This window comes from Siminovitchia sediminis (assembly GCF_042680885.1).
Taxonomy (GTDB): Bacteria; Bacillota; Bacilli; order Bacillales; family Bacillaceae_C; genus Siminovitchia; species Siminovitchia sediminis.
This window is the reverse complement of sequence record NZ_JBHUEO010000013.1, coordinates 88809-106148: the sequence shown is the minus strand read 5'-3', so window position 1 is coordinate 106148 and position 17340 is coordinate 88809. Positions and strand designations below refer to the sequence as shown.

The window sequence follows — 17340 nt, the reverse complement described above, 5'->3', positions numbered from 1 at the left end:
AAAACGCGTACTCGGATTACCTCCAGGACGTTTCATTGTGAAAACATAAAGTTGCAATAAATACACACTTTTACAGTTAGCTTACTTTTTCGGTATACACATGAACTCTTTCTTAGACTCATCCTTGCGAATGAACACCATGTTTTTCGGGCAGCTAAATCCGTCCTCAATAAGCACGGCACCCGGCCTTTTTTAGGACAACTCCAACATCCGATTCAGCGCTAGTTTGGCATACTCGGCAGTCTGGTCGTCAACGGAAATCACATTATGCTCTTCGCCTTTAGCGATGGTTACGAGGCACCACACGAGATGCGGAAGATCAATCCGGTTCATCGTCAAGCACGGACACATATGCGGGTTCAGTGAAATGATGTGCTTGTCCGGGTGTTGTTGAATCAGACGGTTGACCAGATTCATTTCTGTTCCAATCGCCCAAGCCGATCCCGGCTCTGCTTTTTCGATGACATCAATGATATAACTGGTTGAGCCGGCCAGATCGGATTGTGCCACGACTTCACGCGAACATTCCGGATGAACGAGCACTTTCATATTTGGATACTGGCTGCGCACATCTTCAATATTTTTTACAGTAAAATTTTCATGAACAGAGCAATGCCCTTTCCAGAGCAGGACTTTCACTTTTTCAACCGGGCCCTCAAACTCTAATTCATCCGTAATAGGGTTCCAGACGGCCATTTCATCGAGCCCTACGCCCAAATTAAAGGCGGTATTTCTTCCTAAATGCTGATCCGGCAAAAATAGAATGCGTTCCTTTTGTTCGAACGCCCACTGAACCATTTTTTCAGCATTGGACGAAGTGACTGTAGCTCCGCCGTTTTCTCCAACGAAAGACTTAATCGCAGCCGTCGAGTTGACGTAGGTGAGCGGGAGGATCGTGTCTCCGAAGATGGACGTCAGCTTCTCCCAGGCACGCTCCGTCTGATAAATGTCAGCCATATCGGCCATCGAACAGCCCGCCCTCATGTCCGGCAAGTAGACTTTTTGCTCCTTTGTCGTCAAAATATCGGCAGTCTCTGCCATAAAATGGACGCCGCAAAAAACGATATGCTCCGCTTCCTCATTTTGTTCGCATAGCTGCGCAAGCTGCAGGGAATCTCCGGTCGCATCCGCAAATTGGATAATTTCATCCTTTTGGTAATGGTGGCCGGGAATAAAAAGCTTGTTCCCGAGCGCAGCTTTTACAGCACGCACTCTTTCTTCCAGCTCTTCTGCAGACATGTGGCGATACTGATCAGGCAGTACGTTTGTCTGCTTTTCCAACGTTTGAAAAATACTCATGTTCCTGAACTCCTCCCTAAATGAAAATGTTACAGGGCGGCGGCAGCCCTTTTTGTATCCGGCCTGCGGGGTCTAAGAAAGCTGCAGCGCCGCTCCGACAGTTACTTTTGCGCTAATATCCAGTGCAGAAACGGAATGCGTCAAACATCCCAATGAAATATAGTCGACTCCGGTATCCCGATAGGAAGCCAAGTTGTCCATCGTAATGCCGCCGGAAGCTTCCGTAATGATGCCCTCCGGTACGAGCTGGATCCATTCCCTGATTTCTTCAGGCTTCCGATTATCGAACATGATGACATCAGCTTTGGCAGCGACAGCTTCAAGGACCATGTCCTTCGTTTCTGTTTCAACTTCCACCTTGACCATATGCCCTGTATTCGCGCGAACCGCTGCCACCGCTTCGGCAATCGATCCGGCGAAAGCAATGTGATTGTCTTTCAGCATGACACCATCGTACAATCCATAGCGATGATTCAGCCCGCCCCCGCAGCGAACAGCATATTTTTCAAGCATCCGCAAACCCGGTGTTGTTTTTCTTGTATCGCAAATTTTTGTATGCCCGCTTCCCAGCGTCTCTACCGCCTGACGTGTTTTTGTCGCAATCGCACTCATTCTTTGCACGAGGTTTAAAATAACACGCTCCCCTTTCAACAGGCTGGCCACCGGCCCGCGGACGGTTGCAAGCGTCTGTCCTCTGTCAATGGTCTCTCCGTCATGGACAGCCATGTCACACCAAAGCTCAGGATCCAGAACGGCATACCCTGTCTGAATGATGTCTTCCCCGCAAAACACGCCGCTTTCTTTTGCGATAAAATGAACTTCACCGTATCGGCTGTTTCCAAATATCAGGCTGCTGACATCGCGGTCTCCGATGTCTTCCAGGAAAAATTGTTCAAGTTGCAGCCGCAGTTTCAATTTGTTCATCAATCTCATTCCTTTTATGGATAATATGCTTGCCCAACCAAAGGTTATTGTTTTCACAAGGATAGTCGCTTCGAAAGTGGCCTCCCCTGCTTTCGGTCCTTTTCCATGCCCCCTCTGTAATCAGCCGGGAGGTCATAAGCATAAACGCTCTTGTCATTTCCTCGAAGGTGAAAAAACCCATATCAGCCTGCAACAGATCATTGATTTGAAATTTTTCAAGCCATTGTTTTTGTGTAAATAATCCTTCTTCTGAACGGACAATTCCCACGTGATCCATCATTGTCTGCTGGATCTCCTTGATATCCGGCAATCGACATTCCCGCTGGTTTGTCCGGGTGAACCAATGGACTTCCTCCTGTTTTTCCACAGGTTGTTCTGCCCGGGTACCGGTGAATGAATGAACATCCTGTCTTTCATCCTCGACGATGGATTCCATGATCTGTTCCGCCAATTTTTTCCCCATAAAAAGTCCTTCCAGAAGCGAGTTGCTTGCCAAACGGTTAGCTCCATGGAGACCGGTGCAGGCGGTTTCCCCGATGGCATACAATCCTTTAATGCTTGTCCGCCCGGCCAGGTCGGTTTTCACACCGCCCATTAAAAAGTGGCTTCCGGGTGCAACAGGAATCCTGCGTCTCCAATCTACGTGATTTTTTTCACATAGAGCGGTAATAGTCGGGAACCGCTGATTAAAATTCTTTATCGCGGAGACATCCAAATATACTTGCGTTCCCTTGCTCAAGTAATCGTATATCGTCTGGGCTACAACATGACGCGGTGCCAGGTCGCCCAGCGGATGGATTCCATCCATGATCGGTTCACCTGCATCCGTAACAAGTCGGCCGCCATCTCCGCGAACGGCTTCCGAAATTAAGCCGTGGGTTTGGCCATTCAGATATAGAAGAGTCGGATGAAACTGGATAAACTCCATATCTGCGATTTCCGCGCCGGCTTTGTATGCGAGCGCAATCCCGTCGCCGGTGACCGTCTCTGCATTGGAGGTATGGCTGTACAGCCGGCCGCACCCGCCTGTAGCCAACACCACATGAACCGCGTAATAAGTGGTGATAGTTCCATCGGTGCTTTTCCCCTTAGCTCCGATGCATCGACCATTGAAATCCTTTATTAAATCAAAGATATACATATTTTCAATAACGGTACATGTGCTGGCTGCTATGGGTGCAAGATGCTCCATGAGCCGGCGTCCCGTCGCATCTCCCCCGCCATGGACGATGCGCTGTTCACTGTGTGCTCCTTCCATTCCGAGTAAAAGCCTGCCTTTTGCATCTGTGTCAAACTGACAACCTTCGGTCCACAGCTCCTCAATCAATCCGGGCGCTGCCCTTGTCACTTCCCGCACAATCTTGCGGTCATTGTGAAATCTGCCGGCTTCCAGCGTATCAGTGAAATGGCGGTCGGGGTGATCCTGCTCTCCGATTGCCGCGGCTACACCTCCCTGAGCCAAGTTTGAATTTCCATTTGCTATAAAAGACTTTGTGATAATAATCACATTCATATCGTCATGAAGACGCTTCGCCAATTGCAATGCGGCCACGCCGCTTCCAATGATTAGGACATCAGCTTTTTCCATGATGCGCCTCCTAGTGTTTACATCTGTCTTGACACTTATATTTACACACAATTAAACTTATGACAAGAGTTTTTTTAAAAATCACAGAAAGCAGGTTGGCCAAGTGAAATATTTTGATTATGCAGCCTCCTGTCCGCTCGACCGGGAAGCGGCGGAAGTTTATATACAAGCAGCGTCTTCTTATTACGGAAATGCAAGCAGCCTCCATGATGCCGGCGATCGGGCAAACGGGCTTTTAGCATACAGCCGGGAGCAGATGGCCGGTTTTATTGGTGTTTCAAAAGACGGTATATACTTTACAGGAAGTGGTTCCGAAGGAAATTATTTGGCCATTCAGGCGTTATTAACTGGCAGGAAAAAGAAGGGGAAGCATATAATTTCAGGAATGGCTGAACATTCCTCGGTTAGTAATACTATCGAAAAACTGCGTCAGGCCGGCTGGGACATTACATTGCTACCCTTTCATGAGGACGGTCGGATTGACTTGGAGGATTTCCAAAATGCCATTCGGGAAGACACGGTTCTTGCGAGCATTCAGCACACAAATCCGGAAATCGGAACATTGCAGCCCATTGAAGAAATAGGAAAGTTATGCCGGGAAAATCAAATTCTTTTGCACAGTGATTGTGTACAATCTTTTGGAAAAGTGGACATGTCGCCCATCGCTCCATTCGTGGACAGCCTAACGGTATCCGGACATAAATTTTACGGTCCAAAAGGGGTTGGCGCGGTTTACTTGAATCCGGAAGTACGGTGGGATCCTTATGTACCGGGCACCTCGCACGAACACGGATTCCGCGCCGGCACTGTAAATGTTCCCGGAATTGCAGCGATGGCTGTGGCTGCGGAAAAAGCAGTTCGCGGGTTAGAAGAAAACAAAAAGCAGTTCCGGTTGCTGCGGGAAATGTTTTTAACTTCCCTGGAGCCTATACGGGAAATGTGTACTGTGTACCGCGCTGACCTGCCGTCTACGATCGGCATGAGAATCCCGGGACTGGAGGGACAGCTCATCATGAACGAGGCCAACCGCTATGGATTCGCGATTTCCACAGGGAGCGCATGTCAGGTAAGCATGCAGGCTCCGTCGAAAACAATGGTGGCGCTTGGTGTAGAAGGAAAGACCGCGAAAGAATTCATTCGGATCACGCTTGGCCGTGAAACTCAGCCGGAGGATGTTCGAGAGCTTGGAAAGACATTAGTAAAAATTGCAAGGGAAAATCGCTATTAGTTGAAAGCAGGAATGGGGCGCGGGGAGAGCATTATAGATCTGAATGTTGGAACCAGGAGATTCCAGTAATTTTATTTCCCCTATTAGATTTTCTCCATTTATATTTAATGGGCCATCATCAGGTCCTTTATTTAAAATGTCATGGTGATGGTCTTTTTTTGACAAAATATATGGACTTTATACTCATGAAGGGCATGACCTTTGTTTTGGAATCTTGGACCACTCTTGAAGACCTTTCTCGTGACGTCCTCGCTTATTCGGGAGGATTGAATCATGCTAGGCGATCGATCCCAGAGCTGCAGCGCCTCATCGGGAGCATCGGGCCAACCCAGGAGACCTTTCTCCGGTGGCCCATGCATATTCGGGAGCCACGACAGCACCCAACAACCAAAATTCCAGTACTCTCCACTTGGTTAGGTTCATTCATCAAGCCATCCTGTTCCCTGTCGAATGTCCTCTCATAAAAACATCAAACCGGACGCCACGCGTCCGGCCCCACTCTAGGATTTTTTAATATAGACCTTCCAATCCACACCTGTACCGATTTTATATTTTTTCGCAAACGACTGCTGGTTGATCGCCACTGCGACGTTATCCAGTGAGTTGATGTAAATCAGGGTTTCTCCCTTTTCGGTGGCGGCGAAGGAACGTCCGTAAATCATTTCCCTTTCAAATACGATGGCTGCCTCGTGTTCGATGGTGACTTTGACAGAATCGCCGTATTGCACCTGAAGATCAAGCAGCTGGGAGCGGCTGATGTTGGTCCAGATGTTTCCATAGCGGATATCGAGTACATCGATGATCCCGTGCAGCATGTCTTCTTTCAGGGTGGCATCCATCGTTGGGAGCATGACGAGTTTTTCTGTATCGATTTTCGGTCCCACCTGTTCAAAAGAGATGATCCCCGCAGCCAGACGTGCACCCGTGTAAGCGTAAATATCCCGTCCGTGGAAAGTGTGGGATGCTCCCGAATTCGGCAGGCGGTTCACGGTTTCATCGATTTCTCTCATCTCTGCAATCCCGATGTCTTTGTTTACATGTGTCAGCGTTCCATTGTCAGGCGTCACAATGAAATGGTTGGAAACAGTCCGGGCGACGACACTCCGGCGGTCGGTACCCACTCCGGGATCCACGACAGAAACGAAGACCGATTGTTCCGGCCAGTAAGTGATCGTCTGCAGCAGGCGATAGGAGCCTTCCCAAATATCAAATGGAGGTATGTCATGGGTCAGGTTATAAATTTTAATGTCCGGATCCACTCCATTTGCCACCCCGTACATCGCGCTGACTGCCCCATCACTTAAGCCAAAATCCGATTGAAGTATTAAAGGGTTACCCACCGTCTTCTTCCTCTCTCTATTAAAAATTTTCACAAGACATTTTTACGAATAATACGCTATCTTAATATACCCCAAGCCCTTTGTCAAAACACTCTATTAGTTTTACCCGATTCCTTGCCGGGAAGAACATTGGTAAACAACAAGCTTGAGATGGTGACTTAGATGAAATATGGAATGTACCTCTTATTTATGATGATTGCCATGTTGTTTCCTTCTTCAGCTTCAGCTGAAACACAGATCGTGATTTCATTTGACGGGATGCGGCATGACTTTCTGCAGGAATATATGAAAAAAGGTTTCATGCCACACTTTGAAAAGGTCAGAAACAGGGGAATGTTTGCGAAACATATTGAGACGGTGAATCCCTCCCTAACGTCCACTTCTCATGCTGCCATCGCAACCGGTGCCCCCAGTTCCCAAACCGGGATGGTCAGCAACAACATCCATCAGCCCGACAAAAAATTGACCAACGGGGACATTGCGTTCTTTGAGCCGCTGGATGCCGAGCCTATATGGTCGAAGGCGCGCGAACAAGGAAAGACGACAGCCACCATTTTGTTTCCGGGGTCCAACCCCGCCTATGGTCATGAAGCCGATTATGCTGTCTACTACGGGAAAACCTGGGCAGAAAGCAACCTGGTTCCACTGGATTTAACGGATAAGAAAAGCAAATTCCCCTTGCTGAAAGATGTACATGTATATATCCGGGCAGCGGATTCACATACTTTTTATGCTGCCTTTCATCCGGATATGAAAGATGCAGTAAAAGTGGGATTGGGCGAATGGGAATCCCTTTCTTTTGAGACGGACAGCGGCGATGCCGTTGGTTTTTCTTTTATAATCAAAGCATCCCAGCCTGATCTTTCCGATGTCAGGCTGTACCACACCGCCGTAACATCGGCCATTATTCAAGGCCCCCCCGGTTTTAAGCAGGAGATAAATAAAAAGTTCGGATTTTTCCCCGTGCAGGATGATGACAGGGCCTTATCGAAACATTGGATTACCCGTAAAGAATATGAGGAAATCAGCGGGCGCTTTGCCCAGTGGACAACGGACGTGTCGCTGTTTATTAAAGAGCGGTATGCACCGGATGTATTGTTTTTCTATTATCCGCAAGCCGACCATGAGTCGCATAAATATTTGCTTGTTGATCCCCGGCAGCCCGGTTATTCAAAGGAAAGGTCCAAGCAATATATGAAATATGTACGCTGGTCTTATCAATTGGCCGATGACATGCTTGGACAAGTGCTGCAGCATGTGAAGGAAGATGACCGGCTCTTTTTGGTATCCGATCACGGCATGGAACCCGTGCATTCGCAGCTGTCTCCCAATGAAGAGCTGGAAAAGGCGGGATTGCTTGTAAAAGACGAGAAAGGCCGGGTCGATGAAAAAAACTCGCAGGCTTTTGCTGTAGCAAGCGGGTCAATCGCACATATCTATATCAATGTGCAAGGCCGGGAAAAAGGAGGGGTTGTCAGCAAAGCAAATTATAAGCCGATAAAACAGAAAATTGTCGAGACTTTTCATGCCGCAAAAGTTGAGAAAAAGCATGTTCCGAAAAAGGATTATATGTTTTACGGCTTTGCCAAGTGGTGGCATCACCTCATTCATCAAAAAGGAGATGTGTCTGGAGCAATAAAGGGAATGAAAAGTGCAATCCGCCTTGCCTTTGAAAAGTCGGAAAAACCATACGTTGAAGTCATTCCCACGAAACCCGGACAAGCCCATGAAAACGCCGGGGATGTTGTATTAGTTGCCAAAAAAGGCTACTACATGGCGCAGGAGGATCAAGACGAGGTCATGCAGTCCGATGTACTCGGAAACCACGGGGGCGACCCTTCCAGACCCGAACTTCATCCGATTTTTCTGGCAGCAGGCAATGGCATTCGAAAAGGAACCATCGACACTCAGATTTCCACTTTGGATATTGCACCAACTTTATATGGACTGCTCGAGATAGAGCCGCCTGACTTTGTCGAAGGACAGCCCATTCCTGGGGTGGTGGACACAGAATAGCAATTGAAGACGCAAATAATTTCTGTACAGCGTCTCACCGAGATAATATATGCGCCGCAGGATCTCTTTGAGTATCCCTTTTCAAATTTTTTCTTCTATGGTAGGGTAAGTATACAACTGCATATTCATATTTTCACTAGGGGAACCCTTGATAAGGGCTGAGAGAAAAGTAGTATACTTTGAAACCCTCATAACCTGAACAGGCTTGCACCTGCGTAGGGATGTGGCAGAGTTATTTTTTCATGGAATTGTTTAACCAAACCACTTTCCTGCTTGGGAGAGTGGTTATTTTTTTGTATAAACCTTCAGTGAGGTGATGATGTGTGAACAAGCAGTATGAAGCAGCAGTCATTGGCGGCGGGATTATTGGAAGTGCCATTGCCTATTATTTAGCAAAAGAGAAGATTGATACAGCCGTATTTGATGGAGGGCGGATAGGTGAAAAAACAACAAGTGCTGCTGCCGGGATGCTTGGCGCCCATTCGGAAAGCATTGGGGACTTCTCTGTCTTTTTCCCGTTTGCCCGAACCAGCCAGCGGGCTTATGCCGCATTAAAAGATGAGCTCTATGAGCAGAGCGGTGTGGATATCGGATACAAAAAAGGCGGGATTTTAAAGCTGGCTTACACAGAGGAGGATCAAAAAAACCTGGAACCTCTGCTTGTACAGCCCACCGTACAATGGCTGGAATCTGAAGATGTTATTTACATGGAAAAAGAAGTTTCACCGGACGCATTGGGTGCAGCGTATATCCCGGATGATGTCAGTGTCCTGCCGAATCGCACATGCGAAAGTTTTGCAAAAAGTGCTCAAGCTCTGGGTGCATCCATTTTTGAAAATCACCCTGTATACAGCATTGAAAAACAAGCCGGGAATTATATCATTCATACAGCTCAAGGCGATGTAGAAGCCAAGTATGTTGTGGTGGCGACAGGGGTTCTCAGCAACAGCCTATTTAAACATTTGGTACTCTCAGAAAGGCTCTCGCCGGTAAAAGGGGAAAGCTTAATTGTTCGGGCAGACAAGCCGTTGTTAAAGCATACACTGTTTCACGACAGCTGCTATATCGTGCCAAGAAACAACGGAACACTGGTGATCGGTGCCACCATGGTGGAGAATGACTGGAGTGATACTGTCAGCCTTGAAGGCATCCAGTTTTTAATTGAAAAGGCAAAAACAATGATGCCGGCTGCGGCGCAATTAACAATTGATCGTGTGATCGCCGGTTTACGGCCGGGAACCTTTGATGGGCGGCCTTTTATTGGAAGACACCCTGAGGATAAACATATACTGGTGGCTTGCGGCCATTACCGCAACGGCATTCTTCTTGCTCCGGCCACAGGGCAAATGATCCGTGATTTTATTCTTGAAAAAGACATCCCATCCGAATGGATTGAAGCCTTTCGAGTGGACCGCCGGCAGCTGGTGATGGCTTAACCGGTGAACAGCAAACGCCCCTGGCAAAAAGGGGCGCTGACTGTTTATGTGGGGAGCAGTCATTGGAATATGAGCTGTTGTGTTCCGAGCATGTGATCGGAAACCGGAGCAGTCCTCCTCTCAGGGGAGCCGTCGGTCTGTTTGAGATCTCAATAACCGCCAGAATATTGGGGGTAGCCGTGAAACCTATATTGATGGTTAAAACAAAGACGAACAATCGGATACATTACTCTAGGAAAATGCGGCGACCCCTGCGGGAAGAAAGGTATCGATGAGAACTCGGATTGCAACAGCATGAGGGCGACTAGTCGGGCATGAAGACCCAATTGCTTCACTTTGATTGATATCGGGCGCGCTGAGTCTTCCTTGGAGACCATTTTCTGAACTTTAGTCATTGTTCGGGCGACTTGATGGCTCCTTGACGACCATCTCTGATCTTTTTTCGTTCATGGGGCGACTTGGTCAACCTTGAAGACCCATTTTTCAGTTTGAGCATTTTTTGGTTGATTTGAATCCTTTGTGGCCATTCTCTAAGTTTAATCATTGTTCGGACGCGCTGAATCTCCCTTGGACACCATTTTTTTTCGTTCAACGGTCATTGGTCGCGTTGGATCACAAAGACCATATACAGCCATGGTTTACCCGTAACGCAGGATAAGGATAGGTGCCCTCTTCATCAGCAGCCATTCTGCCGATAAGAGGGACACGTCCAAAAAAATTTTTAACTTCTGGTTCCGCGTGCGTTCGATTTGCCTTTCTTTTGTTGCTGCTCCTCCGGACGCTTCTCTTTGCCATGTCTGGGTTCCCGGTGTGTTTCTGAGTCTTTTACCATTTTTGTCCCTCCAAAAGCTGAATTGATCAAGTTCTATCATGACCCAAAGCGGTTCAATTATGCGGGGTACCGGGATGTGATACAAGAGAGGTATGGCTGGTTGTTCGGTATTGTGTGCCGCGAAAACCAAATGGTTCCCTTTATAACAAAATTGGGGATTACTGATGTACAATTTATTCCTGAAGACAATTGGCTGCCGATAAAAAATCATCGGCGACATATGTGTAGTCCAACACTGCCCTGGCTTAACTCCCCCGCATGTTTTACACTTTCCGGCAAACGGAGCACACTTTTTAAAAAAGCAATTCTCCCAGGATTTCATTGAACTTTGCCTACGATACGGCACGATCACCTTTGTTCACTTTTTCACAAAAACTCTCACCAACTCTTCACACCTTTTCGCATCTTCTGCATCAGGACCAAGGTCCGCAATGACACAATCATCGACCAGAACAGCTCCCACTTCCTGAAAACGCGCAGCCATCGTATCCACTGCCTTCCCAAATTCCGGATAAAAGCTGTCACCCGAGCCGAACACAGCAACCCTTTTTCCAGTCAAGTCTATCTTAAGCAGGTCTTCGTAAAAATCCTCTACTTCCCATGGAAGGTCTCCATCATCATACGTGTAGGTCCCAAACATGATACCATCATACTCTGTCAGCTCTTCGGCCTGAATATTATCGGCATCAAAGCACTTTCTTGTTACCGGAATCCCCTGCTCCTCCAGATATTTTCCCGCGATGTTTGCCATCTCCTCCGTGTTTCCGGTCATGCTTGCATAGAGCAAAAGTATACGTTTCATACCCCCGCCTCCATCTGATCTCTTTGTTTTTATCATAAGGGAGGAAGGCTTTTCCTTACCTTGATGCTCATCAAGTTTAATGAAAAAAACGCCCGCCGGCGTTTTTAAATTGAAAATTTTTATATGTTTTAGACCAAAACGGCTGCGTCCACGTTTACCTTTGCACTAATATCAAGGGCGGAAACAGAGTGAGTCAAAAATCCGAGAGAAATGTAATCCACCCCGGTATCCCTGTATGTGGCCAGGTTTTTCATAGTGATCCCACCGGAAGCCTCCGTCACAATCCCTTCCGGCACAAAACGAATCCATTCCCTGATTTCCTCCGGTGTCCGATTGTCAAACATAATGACATCTGCTTTGGCAGCAACGGCTTCCAGTACTTGTTCTTTCGTTTCGGTTTCCACTTCCACCTTGACCATGTGCCCCACTTTTTCACGGACAGCTGCCACAGCGCCAGCTATGGATCCTGCGAACGCAATGTGGTTGTCCTTCAGCATAACACCGTCATACAATCCGTATCGATGATTACTGCCGCCGCCACATCGAACAGCATATTTTTCAAGCATCCGCAAACCTGGCGTCGTTTTGCGTGTATCACAAATTTTTGTATTTGTGCTGCCGAGCACTTCCACTGCTTCCCGCGTCTTTGTCGCAATCCCGCTCATCCGTTGGACGAGATTCAAAATAACCCGCTCACCTTTCAGAAGACTGGCCACTGCTCCCCGTACGGTGGCCAGCAATTTACCGGCTTCCACTTTTTCACCGTCACGGACGAAAAGATCGCAAGTGAGTGCAGGATCGAGAACCAGATAGCCCATTTGTATCATATCTGCCCCGCAAAATACGCCGCTTTCTTTGGCAATAAAATGGACTTCACCCTGCTGGCTGCTCCCAAAAATCTGGCTGCTGACATCACGGTCGCCAATGTCTTCAAGGAAAAATTGCTCCAGCTGCAGCCGGAGTTTCAATGTATTCATCTTTCTCATTCCTTTGTATAGATTTTCCTGTCGTGATTTATATCACAAGTTAAACGGATAATTCCTGCGAAACGTTGTTTCAATATTGCTTGTTAACTTTGTGATCAAAATCACATGGTATTCATCGCTTGCATAAGGTTACAGGTGTTTTGACACTAATATTTACATAGAATGTCGTTCATGACAAGCACTTTTTATAATTTACAGAAAAGTAGAAGCTGTGCTGCTCTCTGCCAGATTTCGATTTTAAGCCGTGGTTATATTTTTACTTATGGTGTGTAGGTTTGACGACGCGGCTTTCCGCTGAAACATACTCCTCACCTTATGTTGTTTTTGTGGCTTTGAAAATTGTCTTTAAGTCCTTTAGGGTAACATGCCCGGGTGGGAGCTTTACTGTTCAATTACAAAATTTAAAGTCCATGCCAACATTTACTGTCCATGTTTGAGCATAAATGGGCAGATTAAAAGAATTACGATCCTAGTCTGGACCTTTATTCAAGTACAGGATGGACTGTATCCAAGTCAAGTCCATAATATCGTTAAAAGTATTCGGCTTTTTGTTTCGGGCAGATGTGCTGTACTCTCCATCGAAGTACAGCTACAGCGGAGCTGCTTGGCATTGACCGCAGCGCGAATTCTGATTGACTCCTCCAACATGGGCACACGAGAAAGAAAGTCCCCCAAGTTCTTCCCTATCATGCGATAAATCCGTTCGTTCGGCAGGGTTTCGATTACAAATTCCACCGAGTATGGAGAAAGGGCAGTTGTTCGGGAAGATTCTGAAGAAAAATACCACCGAGTATAAAGAAAGGGCAGATGTTCAGGAGGAATACGCTTAGAAACAAAAACACTACCGTGTTTTCAGTTTGACGCTTTATTTAGGAGGATTTCCACGCCTAGCTTTTAAGTACTACTGTCCGGATGCGTACTTGTACTTTCAGGATTTACTATCCACGTCTGAACCTTTACAAAATAAAAGCCGCGGCCAGGCATTTGCTGCCCGAATCTCATAATGACTGTCCCCTCTAAGCAAGCAGCTGTCAAACTGTTCGACATTCTGTTATATATCACGTTTGCCATTGGGATCAACAGCGCTCTTTTCCAATAAAAATAATCTGCCTTTGCTTCATTGCGAAACAGGCAGATTATGGAGGGATTTCGTTCAGTTTTTTCAATGGTTTGTTACTCCTCTGTTTTGCTTAAACAGCGTTCACACTCGTTGAAATAGCACTCATGCATTTCGTGCATTTCCTCTCCGCATTCGCAGCATTGTTTACGGGGAATATTCCGGTAAAATTCAATTGGCATCATGGTGGATGGCCTCCTTTTGATTGTTTACTATATTGTATTATAACAGATTAATATTGTCAATAACTGTTATATATCTCTTTTATATATATTTCATTTAATAAATTAATATTTGTGTAAAACCTCCTATTCAGGAAGCTTCTGATCGAATATAATTGGAAGGTATTTTATAAATTTTCAGGGGGAATCGTATGTGAAACGTTTGTTGTCTGCTGTTCCTGCAGCGATCCTTGTTATTTGGATGCTGCCCTTATCCACTTTTGCAGCAGTAAATCCGCAAGATTCAGAGTTTCAACGTTTTTTACTGGATATTGGAATGAATGAAGAAGAGTTCATTACATATTTTGAGGGTTACCACGGTTATACGCTGGAGGATTTTGATTCTGTTCAGGAAATGATCAATTATTTGGGTGACACCATCAACGAACAAAACTTGAAGGCCTTGCTGGACGAATATGGCCTGACACAGGAAGAGCTTGAACAGCTTTTTGCAGAAAATGGCTTGTCTCTGGATGATTTTATTTTTATCGATGACCTGGATGTGGAAGTTTACTATTTAACATCTGATGATACGGTCAGTATGGATGAAGAGATTGCTCTGGCTCTGCTTAGCGAATTCGGGGTAACAGAGGAAGAAGGACAAAGACTGGCCGATCACCTGATGAAAGTGATGGAGAATGCTGATTCGGAAGCATTTTTGACGAAATTGCTTGACCTTGAAGCCCGGCTGTCTGCTTTCCCTGAATTTGACAGCTCCTCGGATCTCACACCAGCACAAATGGTGGAACTTCTTGATATATGGGAAGAGCTATTGGAACTTTTTGAAGTGAAGGTGGATTATTATTTAGTAAAGAATGGCGTTGAAACACCTGTTTCAATTTCTGCCTTACTTCAAATGGATACTGTGGACGAAGCCGATTTACTTATAAAAATTTATTCAAAAGACGGTCAATTTCTTGCTGATTTGCTGATCACCAAAGAAATGTTTGGGTCTGATTTCATCCATCATGCCGGTCAAAAAGCTGAAAAGGCCGTGAAGTCTGCTGCAGCAAATCCTGAAGCTGAAAACGGTGCAAAACCGGTTGTCAAAACTGTCAATGGGGGGAAGCTGCCGGATACAGCCGCAGGCTATCTTCCACAAGCAGCAGCAGGATTTGCACTGATTATTCTCGGAGCTTTTTTATTCCGTAAACATAAAGTAAAAGGTGCCTGATGAAACGCTATATTTTTCTGACAGCTTCCGTTGTCTTAATGGGGCTCGGCAGCTGGCTCGCCGCAACGAATGGTTTGAAGTTCGTGTCAGGTCATACGGTTTCTGCACCCCTCCCTACGGAGGAAAGATCCGATAAAGAGAAAATGGCACCGCCTGTCCCCGAGAAAACCGTTGTTTATGAAGAACGCCCAGTAGAAGGAGATATGATCGGTCAGTTGATCATTCCCAAGCTGGATGCGGTACTGCCCATCTATCATGGAACGGATGAAGATGAGCTGGAAAAAGGGGTGGGCCATTACGCCGGCAGTGTTCTCCCCGGAGAAAAAGACCATACCGTCCTATCCGGACACCGGGATACTGTATTCAGAAGGCTCGGTGAAGTCGGCAAAGGAGATATCTTGATCGTCACCACTTCAAAGGATGAATTCACTTATAAAATTCGGAAGGTCCGCATTGTGGATGCTGATGACCGTACGGTTATTGTTCCAAAGCCGCGCGCTGCGTTGTCTGTAACAACGTGCTATCCATTTACTTATATCGGAGATGCACCGGAACGCTACATTTTAACCGGGGATCTAATCAAAACCAAAATAATGACAGATTAAAAACAGCTGCCCTGGAAAGGTGTAAGAACTTTTCCGGCAGCTGTTTTTTATTTTGGATTGTGTCAAGCCAATTTGGGGTATATGTTTATGACTATTTCGTTGTCCCGGGGGCAAAATACATGTACTTTTTTAAATAAGAAGAGTTCATATATGGTTTCATCAAGGGATTTGAATAAAAACATGAAGATTGTTATGGTTAGGTATGTTGAAAACGGCCCTCCAATCAAGGAAGGAGAGAATAGATCTTGTTGGGTAAAGTTTCAAATGTCTTTTGGATTTCTGCCATCATTCTGCTGATTGCTGTTATGTTTGGTGTTGTTGCACCCAATCAGTTTGAAAAAGCTACTTCGAATATTGAGTCTCTGATAACTTCGGGCTTCGGCTGGTATTATTTAATTTTGGTAACCGTGATCGTTGCCTTTTGCCTGTTCATTATTTTTAGCCCGGTAGGAACGATCAAGCTGGGGAAACCCGATGACAAACCGGAATACTCCAAACCGTCGTGGTTCGCCATGCTGTTTTCAGCAGGGATGGGCATCGGCCTCGTGTTTTGGGGAACGGCCGAACCGATTTCCCATTATGCAGTTTCTCCGCCCATCTCGGAGCCGGGGACGGATGCCGCCATTAAAGAAGCGATGCGGTTTACATTCTTTCATTGGGGGATTCATGCCTGGTCCGTTTATGCCCTTGTCGGGCTTTGCCTCGCCTATTTCAATTTCCGAAAAGAACAGCCGGGATTGATCAGTGCTACACTCGGTCCATTGCTCGGAAAACATTCGAACGGGAAGCTGGCTTTGGTCGTCGATGTGATTGCTGTCACAGCCACCGTTGTCGGGATAGCTACAACCTTGGGATTTGGAGCCGCTCAAATTAATGGCGGCCTGGCCTTTCTGCTGGGAATTCCAAACAATTTTCTCATCCAACTCATGATTATTATCATCGCTACTGTTTTATTTTTAATGTCGGCTTGGTCAGGTTTAAGCAAAGGAATTAAATTTTTAAGCAATACCAATATGGTGCTGGCAGTTGTCTTATTGGTTCTTGTGTTCATTCTCGGCCCCAGTTTATTCATCTTGAATATGCTGACGGATACGATTGGAGCCTATGTGCAAAATATTATTCAGATGAGCTTCAGGATTGCACCCCTGGATGCCGGACAGCGGGAATGGATCAACGGTTGGACGATCTTTTACTGGGCCTGGTGGATTTCATGGTCGCCGTTTGTCGGAATTTTTATTGCCCGCGTATCAAAGGGAAGGACGATACGGGAATTTATGGTGGGCGTCCTCCTGCTTCCTGTGATCGTCAGCTTTATTTGGTTCGCTGTATTCGGATCAACTGCGATCAACATTCAGGCAACAGGTGCGGTGGACCTAACACAGTTTGTGACAGAGGAAGTCCTGTTTGCAGTATTTCATGAAATGCCATTTTCGGCAATTTTATCAGTAATTGCTGTACTGCTGACTTTAATATTCTTCGTCACCTCTGCGGATTCTGCTACATTCGTGCTCGGCATGCAGACATCCTACGGATCCCTGACACCTCCCAATAGCGGAAAAATTGTATGGGGAATCATTATTGCCGCCATGTCGGCCATCCTGCTGTACAGCGGCGGGCTGCCGGCCTTACAAAATGCACTTATCATAGCGGCCCTCCCATTCTCATTGATTATGATTATGATGATGGTGTCCATCTACAAGGCCCTTCGCCAGGAACGGCGTGAAATGGGACTTCAAAGAAGAAAACGCAAATGATCGGCAGCAGGCTTCTGA

The 17340-nt window shown here is 46.4% G+C and carries 13 protein-coding genes and 1 riboswitch; of the genes, 6 read left to right on the top strand and 7 right to left on the bottom strand.

The features are described 5' to 3' along the window. Nucleotides 1–192: 192 nt before the first annotated feature. The 3 genes from nadA to nadB all read right to left on the bottom strand — a co-directional run bounded on the left by nadA (nt 193) and on the right by nadB (nt 3811). Nucleotides 193–1299: a quinolinate synthase NadA gene (gene nadA, locus ACFSCZ_RS06905; protein WP_380773088.1), complete on the bottom strand. Its 1107-nt coding sequence runs from the start codon at nt 1297–1299 to the stop codon at nt 193–195. A gap of 72 nt (nt 1300–1371) precedes the next feature. Then, nucleotides 1372–2223 carry a carboxylating nicotinate-nucleotide diphosphorylase gene (gene nadC / locus ACFSCZ_RS06900; protein ID WP_380773087.1) on the bottom strand — a complete coding sequence of 284 codons (852 nt, stop codon included), beginning with the start codon at nt 2221–2223 and terminating at the stop codon, nt 1372–1374. Continuing rightward, the gene (nadB, locus tag ACFSCZ_RS06895; protein ID WP_380773085.1) at nt 2192–3811 is read right to left on the bottom strand and encodes an L-aspartate oxidase; all 1620 of its coding nucleotides are present in this window, start codon (nt 3809–3811) and stop codon (nt 2192–2194) included. The genes nadC (ACFSCZ_RS06900) and nadB overlap by 32 nt, the downstream gene beginning before the upstream one ends. Nucleotides 3812–3914: 103 nt before the next feature. Between nadB and ACFSCZ_RS06890 the strand changes: the two genes are divergently transcribed. Beyond that, nucleotides 3915–5039, top strand: coding sequence for an IscS subfamily cysteine desulfurase (locus ACFSCZ_RS06890; protein WP_380773084.1), 1125 nt, complete (start codon nt 3915–3917; stop codon nt 5037–5039). 500 nt (nt 5040–5539) lie between these two features. On the opposite strand, the gene ACFSCZ_RS06885 is transcribed toward ACFSCZ_RS06890, so the two are convergent. After that, entirely contained in the window at nt 5540–6379 is an 840-nt protein-coding gene (locus ACFSCZ_RS06885; protein ID WP_380773083.1) for an SAM hydrolase/SAM-dependent halogenase family protein, read from the bottom strand. Nucleotides 6380–6541: 162 nt separating this feature from the next. Here ACFSCZ_RS06885 and ACFSCZ_RS06880 point away from each other — a divergent pair, with 162 nt between their 5' ends. Further along, nucleotides 6542–8395: an alkaline phosphatase family protein gene (locus ACFSCZ_RS06880; protein ID WP_380773082.1), complete on the top strand. Its 1854-nt coding sequence runs from the start codon at nt 6542–6544 to the stop codon at nt 8393–8395. 128 nt (nt 8396–8523) lie between these two features. After that, a riboswitch (TPP riboswitch) is annotated at nt 8524–8634 on the top strand. Nucleotides 8635–8718: 84 nt separating this feature from the next. Then, nucleotides 8719–9831: a glycine oxidase ThiO gene (thiO, locus tag ACFSCZ_RS06875; protein WP_380773081.1), complete on the top strand. Its 1113-nt coding sequence runs from the start codon at nt 8719–8721 to the stop codon at nt 9829–9831. Between the two features lie 1190 nt (nt 9832–11021). Here thiO and ACFSCZ_RS06870 read toward each other — a convergent pair. The 3 genes from ACFSCZ_RS06870 to yhfH all read right to left on the bottom strand — a co-directional run bounded on the left by ACFSCZ_RS06870 (nt 11022) and on the right by yhfH (nt 13753). Beyond that, on the bottom strand, nt 11022–11465 hold the full coding sequence (locus ACFSCZ_RS06870; RefSeq protein ID WP_380773080.1) for a flavodoxin: 444 nt from the start codon (nt 11463–11465) through the stop codon (nt 11022–11024). A 128-nt stretch (nt 11466–11593) separates the two neighbouring features. Further along, nucleotides 11594–12442 (bottom strand): carboxylating nicotinate-nucleotide diphosphorylase, encoded by an 849-nt coding sequence (nadC, locus tag ACFSCZ_RS06865; protein WP_380773079.1) that lies wholly within the window; start codon nt 12440–12442, stop codon nt 11594–11596. 1182 nt (nt 12443–13624) lie between these two features. Continuing rightward, nucleotides 13625–13753, bottom strand: a complete 129-nt coding sequence (yhfH, locus tag ACFSCZ_RS06860) for a protein YhfH (protein WP_380773078.1) — start codon at nt 13751–13753, stop codon at nt 13625–13627. A 190-nt stretch (nt 13754–13943) separates the two neighbouring features. Between yhfH and ACFSCZ_RS06855 the strand changes: the two genes are divergently transcribed. The 3 genes from ACFSCZ_RS06855 to ACFSCZ_RS06845 all read left to right on the top strand — a co-directional run bounded on the left by ACFSCZ_RS06855 (nt 13944) and on the right by ACFSCZ_RS06845 (nt 17322). Then, nucleotides 13944–14963 carry a processed acidic surface protein gene (locus ACFSCZ_RS06855; protein WP_380773077.1) on the top strand — a complete coding sequence of 340 codons (1020 nt, stop codon included), beginning with the start codon at nt 13944–13946 and terminating at the stop codon, nt 14961–14963. After that, on the top strand, nt 14963–15568 hold the full coding sequence (locus ACFSCZ_RS06850) for a class D sortase (protein WP_380773076.1): 606 nt from the start codon (nt 14963–14965) through the stop codon (nt 15566–15568). Before ACFSCZ_RS06855 ends, ACFSCZ_RS06850 begins: the two co-directional genes overlap by 1 nt. 248 nt (nt 15569–15816) lie before the next feature. After that, nucleotides 15817–17322 (top strand): glycine betaine uptake BCCT transporter, encoded by a 1506-nt coding sequence (locus ACFSCZ_RS06845; protein ID WP_380773113.1) that lies wholly within the window; start codon nt 15817–15819, stop codon nt 17320–17322. The last annotated feature ends 18 nt before the right edge of the window (nt 17323–17340 follow it).